The organism is Streptomyces violaceorubidus (genome assembly GCF_000717995.1).
In the GTDB taxonomy this organism is placed as follows: Bacteria; Actinomycetota; Actinomycetes; order Streptomycetales; family Streptomycetaceae; genus Streptomyces; species Streptomyces violaceorubidus.
Genome location: NZ_JODM01000002.1, coordinates 508,692 through 525,722, shown reverse-complemented (window position 1 = coordinate 525,722; position 17,031 = coordinate 508,692). Strand labels below are relative to the sequence as shown.

The window sequence follows — 17,031 nt, the reverse complement described above, 5'->3', positions numbered from 1 at the left end:
GGGGGCCCGAGAACTCCTCCTTGAAGACCGTGGCCGACTTGCCCGCCCACTCCGCGAGTGTGCTCTCGCCTGCCATGTTCTTGACCAGGCGCAGGGCCTCGGACGCGTCGTCGGCGAAGTCGTGCAGGACTTTCGCCAGCCTGCGCACTCGTTGCGGATCGCCGGGGGTCGGGTCCTTGTCCAGATCAAGGACATGTCAGTCCGTTGGCCGGTTTCCCACGTTCTTCCCCCCGTCGCACGGCTCCAGTCAAGGCACGTATGCCTCAGCAAAGTTACTTGAACTCCAGCTCTTAGACTCGGGGCGTGAGTCACAACGAAGAGACACCCGGCGTCGGCGCTTCCGACGGACAGCAAGGGGAGCGGCCCGGGCCGGAGTCGCAGCATCTGGCTGAGCTCGAACCGAGGGGAATGTACGAAGCGGCGGAGAAGCTGTGCCGGACGACGACCGGCGATGGCTCCCTTGAAGCCTCGGCGGCGCGAGCTGTCGGGCGGATCGCCGAGACTCTGGCCGACACGCGTTCCCGGGACAGTGTGACGTTCGCTGTGGACCTCGTGAAGCGGCTGCTGTCCGAAGGGACCATGCCTCCCGGCGAAGGCGATCGACTGCTGCGTTCCGTGGCGGCGAGGCTGGCCAAGGCTCAGCATCTGCGCGACATCGAGCCTCTGTTCCGTGAGGTGCCGGAAGCGATTCAGGATCCGGCAGTCGAGCTACGGGCCTGTCTCCTCGGAGAGCTGGCGCTGATCGGCTCGGGGGCCGGTCGCCGCTCCCTGGAGGCGTACGCCGAGAAGCTGCGTGAGCTGGGGCATCCGCTGGCTCGGCTGCCGGGGGCGCGACTGGACATCGAGCACCGTTTCGCCGTTCGTGTCCGGGGGCTGGGGTCGATCAAGACCGCGAAGCAGCTACGGTCGCGTTTCCCGGAGGCTCCCTCGACCGACGGCGGCGCCGCCGTCGGCCGCGGGGCCGAGGACGCCCGGGACGGCGGTCGGGTGAACGCGGCCGCCCGACCGTTCACGGCCGGCGGCTGGGCCCGTGAGCCCGAGGCACGGTTCTTCACGCTGCCGAGCCCGCTCAGCCCCGACGACTTCGGCATCTCCTTCATCAAGGAACTGCCCTTGCGCTGTCTGGCGGGTGAGGGCAGCCGCCGGGGGAGCGCGCTCGCCTGCGTGACGACACCCGACGATGTGCTCAACGAACTGTTCTCGGCTTCGTACGTCGGCGGAGTGAACGGCCAGGGGCAGGGCGGTGCGTACGCGCGGCTGTATGCCTGGGAGAGTCTCTACGCGCTCATGGGGTTGCCCACCGGTGTACCCCTCTTGGAAGCGGTGCGGCGCGCACCGGATCACCGGTGGTTGCGTTTCATGGCGTTCACGGACTGGTTCCACCACGACACCTCGGACCTGGCTTTCGCCGTGCTCGATCCCGCCCGGACTCGGGTCGTGGTGCTGGCGGCGACCGATACCGATGTCCACCGCGATGCTCTCGGATAGCGGGAAGTCGTCCCCGGCACCTTCTTCGCCTTTGTCGTCAGAATGGTCCGAGAGCCTTCCGGCCCTGTGAAGAATGACGTGGGCGTCACCAGCACCGTGCTGCGGACCCGCCGCCGGATTCCGGCCGCGGGGGTTCGGAGACCACGCTGCTCTGGCCGGACGTAACGCTTGGGGTCTTCGGGCGAGGCGCTCGGAGCCTCGGCCTATTCGCGCTGGCCTGCGGCTGTATTACCTGGCCCCTGGTGAAAACCGCTGTCAATGAACGAACACGTGACGTTGCATGTCCCAGAGAAGTCCCAGGGGTAACTGCGAGTCCCCCCTGCCCCGCATCTGTACAGGTCAGGAGGGGTTTCGCGCTGCTTTTCCTCAGACCCTTCAAATGTCCCGGAAGATCTCGATCTGCGCCCCGATCGAGTTCAGCCGCTCCGCCAGGTCCTCGTAACCGCGGTTGATGACGTACACGTTGCGCAGCACCGACGTGCCCTCGGCGGCCATCATCGCCAGGAGGACGACCACGGCGGGGCGCAGGGCGGGCGGGCACATCATCTCGGCGGCGCGCCAGCGGGTGGGGCCCTCGACCAGGACGCGGTGAGGGTCCAGGAGTTGGAGGCGGCCGCCCAGGCGGTTGAGGTCGGTGAGGTAGATCGCGCGGTTGTCGTAGACCCAGTCGTGGATCAGGGTCTGGCCCTGGGCCGAGGCCGCGATGGCCGCGAAGAAGGGGACGTTGTCGATGTTCAGGCCGGGGAAGGGCATCGGGTGGATCTTGTCGATGGGCGCCTCCAGCTTGGAGGGGCGCACCGTCAGGTCCACCAGGCGGGTGCGGCCGTTGTCGGCGAAGTACTCCGGGGTGCGGTCGTGGTCGAGGCCCATCTCCTCCAGGACCGCCAGCTCGATCTCCAGGAACTCGATCGGGACCCGGCGCACCGTCAGCTCCGACTCCGTGACCACGGCGGCGGCCAGCAGGCTCATCGCCTCCACCGGGTCCTCGGAGGGGGAGTAGTCCACGTCGGCGTCGATGACCGGCATGCCGTGGACGGTGAGGGTGGTGGTGCCGATGCCCTCGACGCGGACGCCCAGGGCTTCGAGGAAGAAGCAGAGGTCCTGGACCATGTAGTTGGAGGAGGCGTTGCGGATGACGGTGACGCCGTCGTGGCGGGCGGCGGCCAGGAGCGCGTTCTCCGTCACCGTGTCGCCGCGCTCGGTCAGGACGATCGGGCGGTCCGGGCGCACCGTGCGGTCGACCACCGCGTGGTAGTGGCCCTCGGTCGCGGCGACGTCCAGGCCGAACCGGCGCAGCGCGATCATGTGCGGCTCGATGGTGCGGGTGCCGAGGTCGCAGCCGCCCGCGTAGGGCAGCCGGAAGCGCTCCATGCGGTGCAGCAGCGGGCCGAGGAACATGATGATGGAGCGGGTGCGGACGGCGGCCTCGGCGTCGATGGCCTCCATGTCCAGCTCGGCCGGCGGCGCGATCTCCAGGTCGGTGCCGTCGTTGATCCAGCGGGTGCGCACACCGATGGAGTTGAGCACCTCCAGGAGGCGGTAAACCTCCTCGATGCGGGCGACCCGGCGCAGCACCGTGCGCCCCTTGTTGAGCAGCGAGGCGCACAGCAGGGCCACGCAGGCGTTCTTGCTGGTCTTGACGTCGATCGCGCCCGACAGGCGCCGGCCGCCGACCACGCGCAGGTGCATCGGACCCGCGTAGCCCAGGGAGACGATTTCGCTGTCCAGCGCTTCGCCGATACGGGCGATCATCTCAAGGCTGATGTTCTGGTTGCCGCGCTCGATGCGGTTGACGGCGCTCTGACTGGTGTTGAGCGCCTCCGCGAGCTGTGACTGCGTCCAGCCGCGGTGCTGCCGGGCGTCACGGATGAGCCTGCCGATGCGTACGAGGTAGTCGTCTGCCATGAGGTTGAGGCTATCTCAGATATGAGATCGCGCCTCTCGGGGGGTCTGTTCGGGTGACGTGACGTCAAGAAAGCCCCGGTGACGGCTCAGCGGCGCCCGCTCGTCGTCGTGCGACGCCATCCGAAAGGTCCCGGCAAATCCATCGATGTCGTACGACGTCCGGTACTGCTGCGGGTGTGGCGCGGGCCGTTGCGGCCTCCGGTCGTGATCGACCACGAGCGTTTGTTGATGTTCAGCCGCACTCCGGGGAGGATTCGGAAGCTCTTGCGGAACGTGAGCGGCATCGTGCCCCCTTCCTTGTCGTGCCGGGTCGGTCCGGCACGCATCGGATACCCCCGTTCGGCGTACTGATGGCCGTGCGGGTCACCCGGGACGGGGTGCACGCCATGGCGCCCGGACATGACCGGGCCGCCCCCATGTACTAGAGTTATCTCGACATCGAGATATCTGCCGAGGCGTACCGCAGTCGCACGCCGCTACCGGGCCTGGCGGTAAGGGTTACCTAACTTAGCCTTACCTTAGCGGATCGGCCAGTGGGGCGTGGCGGCAGGATGCGGTGGTACGCGCACATAAATGAAGGAGACTGTCGTGTCGGCGAACAGCTTCGACGCCCGCAGCACACTGCAGGTGGGCGACGAGTCGTACGAGATCTTCCGGCTGGACAAGGTCGAGGGCTCCGCGCGCCTTCCCTACAGCCTGAAGGTGCTGCTGGAGAACCTGCTCCGCACCGAGGACGGCGCGAACATCACCGCCGACCACATCCGCGCCCTCGGCGGCTGGGACTCGCAGGCCCAGCCGTCGCAGGAGATCCAGTTCACGCCGGCCCGCGTGATCATGCAGGACTTCACCGGCGTGCCCTGCGTCGTCGACCTCGCCACCATGCGTGAGGCCGTCAAGGAGCTGGGCGGCGACCCGAACAAGATCAACCCGCTCTCCCCGGCCGAGATGGTCATCGACCACTCCGTCATCGCGGACAAGTTCGGCACCAACGACGCCTTCCAGCAGAACGTCGACCTGGAGTACGGCCGCAACAAGGAGCGCTACCAGTTCCTGCGCTGGGGCCAGACCGCCTTCGACGACTTCAAGGTCGTACCGCCCGGCACCGGCATCGTCCACCAGGTGAACATCGAGCACCTGGCCCGCGTCGTCATGACCCGTGACGGCAAGGCCTACCCCGACACCCTGGTCGGCACCGACTCGCACACCACCATGGTCAACGGCCTCGGCGTCCTCGGCTGGGGCGTCGGCGGCATCGAGGCCGAGGCCGCGATGCTCGGCCAGCCGGTCTCCATGCTCATCCCGCGCGTCGTCGGCTTCAAGCTCACCGGTGAGCTGACCCCCGGCACCACCGCCACCGACCTCGTCCTCACGATCACCGAGATGCTGCGCAAGCACGGCGTCGTCGGCAAGTTCGTCGAGTTCTACGGCGAGGGCGTCGCCGCCACCTCGCTGGCCAACCGCGCCACCATCGGCAACATGTCCCCGGAGTTCGGCTCCACCGCCGCGATCTTCCCGATCGACGACGAGACGCTGAACTACATGCGCCTGACCGGCCGCTCCGACCAGCAGGTCGCCCTCGTCGAGGCGTACGCCAAGCAGCAGGGCCTCTGGCTGGACCCGAAGGCCGAGCCGGACTTCTCCGAGAAGCTGGAGCTCGACCTCTCCACGGTCGTGCCCTCCATCGCCGGCCCGAAGCGCCCGCAGGACCGCATCGTCCTCGCCCACGCCGCCGAGCAGTTCAAGCAGGACGTCCGCAACTACGTGGACAGCGTGGACGAGGCCGGCGTCGAGTCCTTCCCGGCCTCCGACGCCCCGGCCGTCGCCCCCAACGGCGCCCCGAGCAACCCGGTCCCCGTCACCGCCCCCGACGGCACGACCTACGAGCTGGACCACGGTGCGGTGACGGTCGCGGCCATCACCTCCTGCACCAACACCTCCAACCCGTACGTCATGGTCGCCGCCGCCCTGGTGGCCAAGAAGGCGGTGGAGAAGGGCCTGACCCGCAAGCCGTGGGTCAAGACCACCCTCGCCCCGGGCTCCAAGGTCGTCACCGACTACTTCGAGAAGGCGGGCCTGACCCCCTACCTCGACAAGGTCGGCTTCAACCTCGTCGGCTACGGCTGCACCACCTGCATCGGCAACTCCGGCCCGCTGCCGGACGAGGTCTCCAAGGCCGTCAACGACCACGACCTCGCCGTCACCTCGGTCCTCTCCGGCAACCGGAACTTCGAGGGCCGGATCAACCCCGACGTCAAGATGAACTACCTGGCGTCCCCGCCGCTGGTCGTCGCCTACGCCCTCGCGGGTTCGATGAAGGTCGACATCACCAAGGACGCCCTCGGCGCCGACCAGGACGGCAACCCGGTCTACCTGAAGGACATCTGGCCCTCCGAGGCCGAGGTCAACGACGTCGTCGCCAACGCCATCGGCGAGGACATGTTCTCCAAGTCCTACAGCGACGTCTTCGCGGGCGACGCCCAGTGGCAGGCGCTGTCGATCCCGACCGGCGACACCTTCGAGTGGGACAGCGAGTCCACCTATGTCCGCAAGCCCCCGTACTTCGAGGGCATGGGCATGGAGCCGGCCCCGGTCGAGGACATCTCCGGCGCCCGGGTGCTCGCCAAGCTCGGCGACTCGGTGACGACGGACCACATCTCGCCCGCCGGTGCCATCAAGGCCGACACCCCGGCCGGCAAGTACCTGACGGAGCACGGCGTCGAGCGCCGCGACTTCAACAGCTACGGTTCGCGCCGCGGCAACCACGAGATCATGATCCGCGGCACCTTCGCCAACATCCGCCTGCGCAACCAGATCGCGCCGGGCACCGAGGGCGGCTACACCCGCGACTTCACGCAGGCCGACGGTCCGGTGTCGTTCATCTACGACGCCTCCCGCAACTACATCGAGCAGGGCATCCCGCTCGTCGTCCTGGCCGGCAAGGAGTACGGTTCCGGCTCGTCCCGCGACTGGGCCGCCAAGGGCACCGCGCTCCTGGGCGTCAAGGCCGTCATCGCCGAGTCCTACGAGCGCATCCACCGCTCGAACCTCATCGGCATGGGCGTCCTGCCGCTCCAGTTCCCGGAGGGTCAGTCCGCGGCCTCCCTCGGCCTGACCGGCGAGGAGTCCTTCTCCGTCTCCGGCGTGACCGAGCTGAACGACGGCACCACCCCGCGCACGGTGAAGGTCACCACCGACACCGGCGTCGAGTTCGACGCGGTCGTCCGCATCGACACCCCGGGTGAGGCGGACTACTACCGCAACGGCGGCATCCTGCAGTACGTGCTGCGCAGCCTGATCCGCAAGTAGGCGGCGGAGCGCAACGGTTGAGGGCCGCATCCCCGGTGACGGGGATGCGGCCCTCGCGCTTGTCCGCCTCGAAGAGGCGTCGCGTACGCCCTTAGAACATCAGGCGGTACGTGTTCCAGCCGCCGCTGCCGATCTTCACGCGGGACGTGTACGGGGATGCGGCGTTGCCGGTGCCCTTGTACAGGTACAGCGCACCGTTCTTGTCGCGCGCGACCAGGTCGGTGATGCCGTCGATGTCGATGTCGCCGACGGAGAGGATGTTGTTGTACGTGTTCCAGCCACCGCCGACGCGGGTGCGGGACGTGAACGGCGCCTTGTAGTTGCCGGTGCCCTTGTAGAGCCACAGGACGCCGGAGCTGTCCTTGGCGACGATGTCGTCCTTGCCGTCACCGGTCAGGTCGCCCTGGCCCGCGATGTGCGTGTAGGCGTTCCAACCGCCGCCGACCTTGTAGCGCTGGGTCAGCTTGCCGTTGCCGTAGCCCAGGTACAGGTACAGCACGCCGGACTTGTCCCGGGCGAGCAGGTCGTCGGCACCGGCGCCGCCGAGGTCGCCGGCGGAGAGCAGACGGTCGTAGATGTTCCAACCGTTGCCTACGAGCTGCTGGTAGTCGTCGCCCCACTTCGTGTAGCTGAGCTGGTTCCCGGTGACGTCCCAGATGCCGTCCGAGGACCCGTCGTCGTCGTGGTCGACCTGCGTGATGAAGCGAGAGTTCTGCCAGCCGGAGCCGTTCCGGATCCGCTCGGAGTCAAGACCGCCCTCGAAGTCGGGCAGGTAGGCCCACATGACGCCGCTGGCGTCCGTGCCGAAGAGCGGGTTGACGGGGGCGTACTCGTCCTCGGCGGTGCCCGCGCCGAACTTCGAGGCGTCCGACGCCTTCGCGTCGACGGGCGTCTTCGAGGTGGAACGCCCGGGGCTGTCGGCGGCGACGGCACTGCTCGCACCGGTCGCCACCAGTGCGGCAGTGAGCGCCGCAGCCGTGGCACGCGCCAGCGCGCGACGCGTGTTCAGGCCGGAGCTTTTGGCCACGTGGGTCCTCCATCTGGTCATGCGGAAGGGATCACGGACGGGTAAGTCCGCAAGATCCCGGGATACTTCGTGATCCTTACACATGACGTTCACAGGTCAATCGGATTTACGGCCGGGGACGAGAGCGGTACAGAACAGGTACGCAAGCGCAACGTGGGGCGTACAACCTTTTGCGGGGTACGCCGGTCACCCGGCGTACCCCGCGACGTCATCCCGTGCTCACCTGCGGCTTCAGGCCAGCAACTCCACCTCCGCCAGCGTGTGCTCGCCGTCCAGGATCAGCCGGTACTGGGCGTACGTGCCCGGCGACTTCACCGAGAACGCCCGCGTCTGCCGGTCCCAGGCGAAGGACTCGCCCGAGCGCTCGTCCAGCGTCCGCCAGGTGGTGCCGTCGGCCGAGCCCTGGAGCTTCCAGCCGGTCGGGGCCTTGGCGCGGTCCGCCGACGAGGTGAGCGTGTACTGGACCGCCTTGGCGCCCTCGCCGGACACGGGCAGGTCCACCGACGTCACGCTCGCTTCGGTCGCCGAGGTGTTGTCGAACAGCGCGCCCTTGCCGGTGATCGCGTCGCTGCGCGGGGTCGGCACCTCGTCGCCCTCGGTGATCGACGGCGGCGCCGCCTTCTCGCCCGTGGCCCACGAGGAGGGCTTCGAGCCCATGTCGAACTCCAGGACGCCGCCCTTCGCGATCAGCGAGTGGGGGAGCGACGTGGAGTTCCAGCGCTTGCCGTTGACCTTCAGGCCCTGCACGTAGACGTTCTTCGTGCTGTTCTTCGGCGCCTTGACGACCAGCTCGCGGCCGTTCTCCAGGTGCACCGTCGCCTTGGTGAACAGGGGGGAGCCGATGGCGTACTCGCCGCTGCCCATCACCAGGGGGTAGAAGCCGAGCGAGGAGAAGAGGAACCAGGCCGACTGCTCGCCGTTGTCCTCGTCACCGTGGTAGCCCTGGCCGATGTCGCTGCCGGTGTACAGCCGCTGGAGCACCTCGCGGACGTTCTTCTGCGCCTTGTACGGCTGCCCGGCGGCGTCGTACATGTACAGGGCGTGGTGGGCGACCTGGTTGGAGTGGCCGTACATGCCCATCCGCACGTCCCGCGCCTCGGTCATCTCGTGGATGACACCGCCGTAGGAGCCGACGAACTCGGGGCCGGCCGTCTCGGGCGTGGACAGGTAGGCGTCGAGCTTGTCGCCGAGGCCGCCCCGGCCGCCGTACAGGTTGGCCAGGCCGCGGCTGTCCTGCGGGGCGGTGAAGGCGTAGCCCCAGCCGTTGGTCTCCGTGTAGTCGTAGCCCCACACGCGGGGGTCGTACTTCTCGGAGTCCACGCGCCACTTGCCGGACGCGTCCTTGCCCTGGAAGAAGCCGGCCTTCGCGTCGAACATGTTGACGTAGTCCTGGGCGCGGTTGAGGAAGTACGCCGACTCCTCCTTGTACCGCTTCAGGCCCGTCTCCTTGTAGAGCTTCTCGCCCATCTTCGCGATGCCGTAGTCGTTGAGGTAGCCCTCCAGCGCCCACGACAGGCCCTCGTGCGTCTCGGTGCTGGTGTAGCCGAGGAACGGCGAGGTGGCCATGCCCTTGCGGCCCACGCCCGAGGACGGGGGCACCGTGGTGGCGTTCTTGACGGCCGCGTCGTACGCCGCCTTCGCGTCGAAGTCGACGCCCTTGACGTACGCGTCCGCGAACGCCACGTCCGAGGAGGTGCCGGTCATCAGGTCCGCGTAGCCGGGGGAGGACCAGCGCGAGGTCCAGCCGCCGTCCTTGTACTGCTGCACGAAGCCGTCGACCAGCTCACCGGCCTTGGAGGGCGTCAGGAAGGAGTACGCGGGCCAGGTGGTCCGGTAGGTGTCCCAGAAGCCGTTGTTGACGTAGACCTTGCCGTCCACGATCTTGGCGCCGGTCTCGGTCGGGGTGTCCTCCTTGACCGCCTTGGAGAACGGGGAGGCGTACTTGTACGTCCCGCCGACCTTCTCGTGGCCCGCGTTCGGGTACAGGTACAGGCGGTAGAGGCTGGAGTACAGGGTGGTGAGCTGGTCCTGCGTGGCGCCCTCGACCTCGACCTTGCCGAGGACGCGGTCCCACTGCTTCTGGGCGTCGCGCTTGACCTTGTCGAAGGAGGCGCGCTCCGGCAGCTCCTGGCGCAGGTTGTCCTTCGCCTGCTCGACGCTGATCAGCGAGGTGGCGATGCGCAGCGTCACGGTGCGGTCCGGGCCCGCGTCGAAGCGGAGGTGGCCCTTGACGCCGCTGGAGTCGCCGCCGGTGACCTTGCTGTCGAACTCGCCGTGGACGAAGAGGCGCGTGGCGCCCGTAGACAGCCCGGACTTGACGTCCGAGTAGCCGCTGAAGGTGCCGTTCTCCTTGTCCAGGGTCAGGCCTGCCTGGTCGGTGACGTTGTCGAAGATCACGCTCGCGTCGTCACCGGGATAGGTGAAGCGCATCATCGCCGCGTGGTCGGTCGGCGCCATCTCGGCCTTCAGGCCGTTCTCGAACCGCACGCCGTAGTAGTACGGCCGGGCGGTCTCGTTCTCGTGCCGGAAGGCCAGCTCGCGGGCGTCGCGGCCGGTGTCCGGGGTGCCGGAGGCCGCGGACGGCATCACCTGGAAGGTCTGCCGGTCGCCCATCCACGGGCTCGGCTCGTGGCTCGCGCTGAAGGCCTGGAGGGTGGGCAGGTTGTCCGCGTTGTTGCCGCGCGCGTAGTCGTACAGCCAGCTCAGCGAACCGGCGTTGGTCACCGGCGTCCAGAAGTTGAAGCCGTGCGGTACGGCGGTCGCCGGGATGTTGTTGCCGCGCGAGAAGCCGCCGGTGGAGTTGGTGCCGCGGGTGGTGAGCGCGTAGTCGGACAGGTGGGCCTCGGGCCGCACCCGCTTCGCCTGCTCGATCTCCACGTCGTCCAGCCAGCCGCGGAACTTCGCCGGGCCCTTGGGGGAGTCGTACGCCACCAGGATCCGGTCGACGGTCTTGCCGGCCGCGACCGACCCGATCCCCGACTTCACGCTGTTCCACTGGTTGACGTAGAGGATCTTGGCGTCCCCCTGACCGCGCGGGGTCAGCGGGAACCCGTGCTGGTCGGTGGCCCCGAGGTCACTCAGGTAGGTGCCGTCGGTGAAGGCGAGGTCGACGGAGACGTTGGTGGCGTCGTAGTCGAGGTCGCCGTCGGCCATCGACGGGAAGATCTTGTAGCTGAGTTCGGTGCCGCGGTCGACCTTCACGTCGACGTCGAAGACCTTGTTGTACGAGTACGCCCGCCCGTCGGCGGTGTGCCGGCCCGCGTACTTGAGGGCGTGCGTGCCGGTGAACCCGGCGCCCGCCTTCGCCGTCGGGGAGCCGCTCGGCCCGCGGTCCACGAGGGAGAGCATGTCCTCGGGGACGGGCGTCTGGCCGGCATCGGTGGCCAGGTGCAGATCGGCGAGCTGGAGGATGTCCGCGCCGTGGTTCCTGGTGATCTCCAGCCGGAAGTGCCGGTACTCGGCCGGCTCGGCCAGCTCGTAGGTCTTGGTCTGGAAGCGCTCCCCGAAGGACTCGCCCGAGCGGGTGTCCAGGGTCTGCCAGGTCTTCCCGTCCGCGGAGCCCTTGAGCGTCCAGTCGGCCGGGTCGCGTTCGTCGGCGTCGTTGGCCGACGTGAGGGCGTACTTGGCGATCCGCGTCGGCGCGTCCAGGCCGAACTCGACCCAGCCGGTCTTCTCGAAGGCCAGCCACTTGGTGGTCGGTTCGGCGTCGGCGAGGTTCTCCTTCACCTCGCCGCCGCCCGTGTTCTCGGCGCTCGCCCGCACCGCGGTGACGTGGTCGGTGACATCGCCCGGTATGCCGGTGCTGTAGCCGCCGTCCACGCCGGAGGCCCGCTTGTGCCCGTCCCGGCCGGTGTCCACGGTGTTGGTCCAGTCCGGAACCGGGTCGTCCGCCTCGAAGGACGAAGAGAACTCCCGGTCGGGCTTCGCGGGCGCACCCGGCAGGGCGACAGCCGCCCCCTGCGAGCCCACCGCCAAAGCGAAGGCGGTCGTCATGACGACCGCCGGACCCCATCTGTGCCGAACTCTGTACTGCATGTCCTGGCCACCCTCCCCGGCGCTTGGGACAACGTTGTCAAATCAACTGCGCAAGGACCAGTAGGGGTCAAGGGGCATGTGATGTCAAGGGTGTTGGATGTGGCGTTCGGGGCTTATGGCCGGGATTCCTACGGCATGCGGCGCACAGGCCGCTCATATTTCCGGGAGGTCTCAACTCGGAAAAGACGTACCGCGAACCTTGCATTCGATCTTGCTCCGCCGACGGAAAGTGGACTATACCTGTCGGCCACCGGGGGATACGGGGGGAACCACGACGAGGAACCGCCCAAGGCGCCCGAACAGCGGTGACCGTATCCGTGACCGCACGGCAGTACCCGCAATTCCCGCACGAACCTGCACGACCCAGCGTGACCCGATCGCGGTGCCGGGAGGATCCGGTTCACCGCCTGAGTCCTGGAGAAGGCGAGGACTTGAGCATGGGATCCACTTCCGCCGAGAACAACGGTACGGGCGTCGGCCGCCGCGATCTGATCAAGCGGTCCGCCGCGCTCGGCCTGATCTCCGTACCCACGATGAGCTTCCTGTCCGCCTGCGCGAGCGGCGGCGGGGACGACCAGAAGAAGGCCGAGGCGGGCGAGAAGTCCGCCAAGAACCCGCTCGCGGTCAACGACGGCGCCCAGATGGAATTCGTCCTCTTCGACGGCGGCTTCGGCAAGGAGTACGCCGAGGACGCCGTGAAGCTGTACGAGAAGGCCTTCCCGAAGGCCAAGGTGAAGTTCGCCGCCACCCAGAAGATCCAGTCCACCCTCCAGCCGCGCTTCAACGGCGGCAACCCGCCCGACCTCGTCGACAACTCCGGCGCCGAGCAGATGGACATGGGCGTCCTGGTCGGCAAGAAGCAGCTCGCCGACCTCACCCCGCTGCTCGACGCCCCGTCCTACGACGACCCGGCCAAGAAGGTCCGCGACACGCTGCGCCCCGGCATCGTGGAGATGGGCCAGTTCGACGGCGAACCGGTCTGGATCCTGTACTACGCCTACACGGTGTACGGCAACTGGTACTCGCAGAAGGCCCTTGACTCCCTGGACGCGGAGTACCCCAAGACCTGGGACGAGATGCTCGCGCTGTGCGAGAAGGCGAAGAAGAAGGGCGTGGCCGGCTGGACCTACGCCGGCAAGTACCCGTACTACATCCCCTTCTCGATGTCGCCGATGATCGCCAAGGTCGGCGGGCGCGAAGTGCTCGACGCCATCGACAACCTGGAGCCGAACGCCTGGAAGCACCCGGCGGTCAAGACCGTCTTCGAGGCCTGGTACGAGCTGTACAAGAAGGGCTACGTCCTCAAGGGCACCCCGGGCCTGGACCACATCCAGTCGCAGACCGCCTGGGCCAAGGGCAAGGCCCTGTTCATCCCCAACGGCTCCTGGGTGGAGAACGAGTCGGCCAAGGTCATCCCCGCCGACTTCGACCTCGCCGTCTCCGCGCCGCCCGGCATCGACGACTCCGACAAGATGCCCTTCGGCACCATCTGGGCCTCCGGCGGCGAGCCCTTCATCGTCCCCGCCAAGGCGGCCAACGGCGCGGGCGGCATGGAGCAGTTGCGCATCATGCTCAGCGAGGCGTCCTCCAAGAACTTCACCAGCAAGGTGAAGTCGCTGAGCGCCTACAACGGCGGCACCGACGGCATCGAGCTGACCCCGGGCCTCAAGTCGGGCGTCGCGGCGCTGGAACTGGCCGGCGACAACGTGGTCAACCCGCGCATGCAGGACTGGTACGTGCAGCTCCAGAAGGAGAAGATCGGCGTCTCCTGCCTGGGCGAGATGATGGCGGGCCGGATGACCCCGGCGGAGACCATCAAGAAGATCCAGGGCTACGCCGACGAAGCCGCCAAGGACTCGTCGATCAAGCACTACAAGCACCAGTGAGGACGCGTCACCAGGGCCTGTCCGGCGCCACCGCGCCGGGCGGGCCCTGGCGGCGCCACCCGCGCGCAGATCGGGGTCGGTAGCAATGCAGCACGGCAAGTACCGGTTCATCGTGGGGTTCCTGGCGGTTCCCCTGGGACTGTACGCGCTCTTCGTCATCTGGCCGTTCATCCAGTCCATCTACTACTCGTTCACGGACTGGACGGGGCTGAGTCCCGAGTTCAAGATGGTGGGCTTCGACAACTACTCGCGGATGCTCGACGACGACATCTTCTGGAAGTCGTTGCAGCACAGCGTGATGTTCGCGCTGCTGGTGCCGCTGGTGACACTCAGCCTGGCGCTGTTCTTCTCCTTCATGATCAACGTGGGCGGACGGCGCCGCCGCGGCGGCCCGGCGATCACCGGGGTGCGCGGCTCCGGCTTCTACAAGATCGTGTACTTCTTCCCGCAGGTCCTGTCGATCGCGATCGTCGCCCTGCTGTTCCAGTTCGCGTACAACCCGGACAGCGGCGCCATCAACTCGCTGCTGCGCGGGATCGGTCTGGACTCCGTCCAGCCGCTGTGGCTGGGCGACCCCGACATCGCCCTGTGGTGCGTGATGGCGGTGCTCGTCTGGTCGACGGTCGGCTTCTTCGTGGTGCTGTTCTCCGCGGGCATGGCCTCCATCCCGGCGGAGCTGTACGAGGCCGCGCTGCTGGACGGCGCGAACCGCGCCACCACCTTCTTCAAGGTGACCCTGCCGCTGCTGTGGGACACCGTGCAGTCCGGCTGGGTCTACATGGGCATCCTCGCACTGGGCGCCGAGTCCTTCGCGGTCGTGCAGATCATGACGACCGGGCCCGGCGGACCCGACTACTCGACCACCGTCATGGTCCTGTACGTGTACCAGAAGGCGTTCCGTGACGGTCAGGCCGCCTACGCCACCACCATCGGCGTCGCCCTGCTCGTCGTCACGCTGGCCTTCGCCGCCGTCGTGATGCGGCTGGGCCGGCGCGAGCGGCTGGAGTACTGAGCAATGAAGACGACCGAGACCCCCGCCCCCGTGCCGGCCGAACCCGGTACACCCGTCCTCAAGACCCGGGCCGCTCCCGGCGGACCGAAGGAGGGGAAGAAGGAGGGCACCACCCTCAACGTCTTCTCCCACGGCGTCCTCGTCATCTGGGCGATCATGGTCGGCCTGCCGCTGGTGTGGGCGGTGATGACCTCTTTCAAGGACGACGCCTCCATCTTCGGCTCGCCCTGGTCGCTGCCCGACAAACTGAACTTCGACAACTGGTCGCGCGCCTGGTCCCAGGCGCACATGAGCGACTATTTCCTCAACACCATTCTGGTGGTGGGCGGTTCGCTCGTCGGCACCCTGGTACTGGGTTCCATGGCGGCATACGTACTGGCGCGGTTCGACTTTCCCGGCAACCGGTTCATCTATTACTTGTTCATCGCCGGCATGAGTTTCCCGATCATGCTCGCACTGGTCCCGTTGTTCTACGTGGTGGACAACATGGGGATGCTGAACACCATCCACGGGCTGATCCTGGTCTACATCGCCTATTCACTGCCCTTCACGGTGTTCTTCCTCACCGGATTCTTCCGCACCCTGCCCACTTCGGTGGCGGAGGCCGCTTTCGTGGACGGCGCCTCCCACTCGCGGACCTTCTTCCAGGTCATGCTGCCGATGGCCAAGCCCGGTCTGATCAGCGTGGGAATCTTCAACTTCCTGGGCCAGTGGAACCAGTACATGCTGCCGACCGTGCTGAACACGGACCCGGACAAACACGTCCTCACCCAGGGCCTGGTGCAGCTGGCGGTCAGCCAGGGGTACAAGGGCGACTGGTCGGGCCTGTTCGCCGGCCTGGTCATGGCGATGCTGCCGGTGCTGGCCGCGTACATCATCTTCCAGCGGCAGGTGGTGCAGGGGCTCACGGCGGGCGCCCTGAAGTAACGCCGCCACCCCCGCGGAACCTCGCGCGCATGCCGCTCCCGGAGCCCGGGGGCGGCATGCGCGCGTGTGCGGCAGCGGCCGCCGGACGCCCGGATGCGGTTCAACCTCTTGACGGGAGGTGACCCGAACGGCTCAGCTTAGAGTTCACTAGTTGGACATGGAAGGGGCCTCATCGAAGCGGCCCCGCGCGCAGGAGGTCGTCGTGGAGACTCCGGGGTCGCAGTCGTCGCTGCACCGAGCCAACCTGGAACGCGTCGTACGGGCGGTACGGCTCGCCGGTTCGCTCACGCAGGCGGAGATCGCGAGGACGACGGGCCTGTCCGCGGCCACGGTCTCGAACATCGTCCGGGAACTGAAGGACGGCGGAACCGTCGAGGTCACGCCCACCTCCGCGGGCGGCCGGCGGGCCCGCAGCGTCTCGCTGAGCGGAGACGCCGGCATCGTCATCGGCGTGGACTTCGGCCACACCCACCTGCGCGTCGCCATCGGCAACCTCGCCCACCAGGTGCTCGCCGAGGAGTCCGAGCCACTGGACGTGGACGCGTCCTCGGACCAGGGCTTCGACCGGGCGGAACGGCTGGTCAGCCGACTGATCGCGGCCACCGGCGTGGACCGCGCCAAGATCGCCGGGGTAGGTCTGGGCGTGCCCGGCCCGATCGACGTGGAGTCCGGGACGCTGGGCTCGACCGCCATCCTGCCCGGCTGGGGCGGCACCCGGCCCGCCGAGGAGCTGCGGGGGCGGCTCGGCGTGCCGGTGCACGTGGACAACGACGCCAACCTGGGCGCCCTGGGCGAGCTGGTCTGGGGCAGCGGCCGGGGGGTGCGGGACCTGGCGTACATCAAGGTCGCCAGCGGCGTCGGCGCCGGTCTGGTGATCAACGGGAAGATCTATCGCGGACCCGGCGGCACGGCGGGTGAAATCGGACACATCACCCTCGACGAAGCCGGTCCCGTCTGCCGGTGCGGAAACCGGGGTTGCCTGGAGACGTTCGCGGCAGCACGCTATGTGCTTCCGCTCCTCCAGCCCAGCCACGGCACCGATCTGACGATGGAGGGCGTCGTCCGGCTGGCACGGGACGGTGACCCCGGCTGCCGTCGGGTGATCGCCGACGTAGGCCGCCACATCGGCAGTGGAGTCGCCAACCTCTGCAACCTGCTCAACCCGAGCCGGGTCGTCCTCGGCGGCGATCTCGCCGAGGCCGGTGAGCTGGTGCTCGGGCCGATAAGAGAGTCCGTCGGGCGTTACGCCATCCCCAGTGCGGCGCGTCAACTCTCCGTACTCCCCGGGGCACTTGGGGGACGTGCGGAGGTGCTGGGGGCCCTCGCCCTCGCCTTGAGTGAAATGGGCGATTCGACCCTTTTGGACGGATCTGTGACCGGCTCCCTGTCGGTGTCCACGCCTGCCTTCACTTAGAGCACGGATGGCACCGTTGTCATCTCGTTAA

10 protein-coding genes and 1 pseudogene are annotated in these 17,031 nt (G+C 68.0%); 6 read left to right on the top strand and 5 right to left on the bottom strand.

All coding sequences use genetic code 11. From position 1 onward, the window contains the following. Positions 1–7: 7 nt before the first annotated feature. Positions 8–184, bottom strand: a pseudogene (locus IE94_RS0106245) (putative T7SS-secreted protein); the annotation flags it as partial. Positions 185–303: 119 nt separating this feature from the next. Here IE94_RS0106245 and IE94_RS0106240 point away from each other — a divergent pair. Then, positions 304–1,488, top strand: a complete 1,185-nt coding sequence (locus IE94_RS0106240) for a DUF6183 family protein (RefSeq protein ID WP_030179384.1) — start codon at positions 304–306, stop codon at positions 1,486–1,488. A gap of 375 nt (positions 1,489–1,863) precedes the next feature. Here IE94_RS0106240 and IE94_RS0106235 read toward each other — a convergent pair whose 3' ends face one another. Further along, a complete protein-coding gene (locus tag IE94_RS0106235) occupies positions 1,864–3,393 on the bottom strand; it encodes a helix-turn-helix domain-containing protein (RefSeq protein ID WP_030179381.1) in 1,530 nt (509 codons plus the stop codon). 86 nt (positions 3,394–3,479) lie between these two features. Next, positions 3,480–3,677, bottom strand: a complete 198-nt coding sequence (locus tag IE94_RS37695) for a DUF4236 domain-containing protein (RefSeq protein WP_078606403.1) — start codon at positions 3,675–3,677, stop codon at positions 3,480–3,482. Between the two features lie 304 nt (positions 3,678–3,981). Between IE94_RS37695 and acnA the strand changes: the two genes are divergently transcribed. Next, positions 3,982–6,699 carry an aconitate hydratase AcnA gene (gene acnA, locus IE94_RS0106230; protein ID WP_030179377.1) on the top strand — a complete coding sequence of 906 codons (2,718 nt, stop codon included), beginning with the start codon at positions 3,982–3,984 and terminating at the stop codon, positions 6,697–6,699. Positions 6,700–6,790: 91 nt separating this feature from the next. On the opposite strand, the gene IE94_RS0106225 is transcribed toward acnA, so the two are convergent. Beyond that, entirely contained in the window at positions 6,791–7,726 is a 936-nt protein-coding gene (locus IE94_RS0106225) for an FG-GAP repeat domain-containing protein (protein WP_030179375.1), read from the bottom strand. A 231-nt stretch (positions 7,727–7,957) separates the two neighbouring features. Next, on the bottom strand, positions 7,958–11,761 hold the full coding sequence (locus IE94_RS0106220; protein ID WP_030179371.1) for a GH92 family glycosyl hydrolase: 3,804 nt from the start codon (positions 11,759–11,761) through the stop codon (positions 7,958–7,960). A 437-nt stretch (positions 11,762–12,198) separates the two neighbouring features. On the opposite strand from IE94_RS0106220, the gene ngcE reads away from it, so the two are divergent. The 4 genes from ngcE (at position 12,199) to IE94_RS0106200 (ending at position 17,000) form a co-directional block, all read left to right on the top strand. Further along, complete coding sequence (gene ngcE, locus IE94_RS0106215) at positions 12,199–13,647, top strand: N-acetylglucosamine/diacetylchitobiose ABC transporter substrate-binding protein (RefSeq protein ID WP_030179368.1); 1,449 nt, start codon at positions 12,199–12,201, stop codon at positions 13,645–13,647. Between the two features lie 85 nt (positions 13,648–13,732). Continuing rightward, positions 13,733–14,659 (top strand): carbohydrate ABC transporter permease, encoded by a 927-nt coding sequence (locus IE94_RS0106210; RefSeq protein ID WP_030179364.1) that lies wholly within the window; start codon positions 13,733–13,735, stop codon positions 14,657–14,659. Positions 14,660–14,662: 3 nt separating this feature from the next. Further along, positions 14,663–15,586, top strand: a complete 924-nt coding sequence (locus IE94_RS0106205; protein ID WP_030179363.1) for a carbohydrate ABC transporter permease — start codon at positions 14,663–14,665, stop codon at positions 15,584–15,586. 202 nt (positions 15,587–15,788) lie between these two features. After that, complete coding sequence (locus IE94_RS0106200) at positions 15,789–17,000, top strand: ROK family transcriptional regulator (protein WP_030179358.1); 1,212 nt, start codon at positions 15,789–15,791, stop codon at positions 16,998–17,000. Positions 17,001–17,031 lie beyond the last annotated feature (31 nt).

Excerpts from the sequence above, each read along its gene's own strand:
- IE94_RS0106235 (WP_030179381.1), bottom strand. The coding sequence starts at position 3,393 with ATGGCAGACGACTACCTCGTACGCATCGGCAGGCTCATCCGTGACGCC.
- ngcE (WP_030179368.1), top strand. The coding sequence starts at position 12,199 with ATGGGATCCACTTCCGCCGAGAACAACGGTACGGGCGTCGGCCGCCGC.
- IE94_RS37695 (WP_078606403.1), bottom strand. The coding sequence starts at position 3,677 with ATGCCGCTCACGTTCCGCAAGAGCTTCCGAATCCTCCCCGGAGTGCGG.
- IE94_RS0106205 (WP_030179363.1), top strand. The coding sequence starts at position 14,663 with ATGAAGACGACCGAGACCCCCGCCCCCGTGCCGGCCGAACCCGGTACA.
- IE94_RS0106210 (WP_030179364.1), top strand. The coding sequence starts at position 13,733 with ATGCAGCACGGCAAGTACCGGTTCATCGTGGGGTTCCTGGCGGTTCCC.
- IE94_RS0106220 (WP_030179371.1), bottom strand. The coding sequence starts at position 11,761 with ATGCAGTACAGAGTTCGGCACAGATGGGGTCCGGCGGTCGTCATGACG.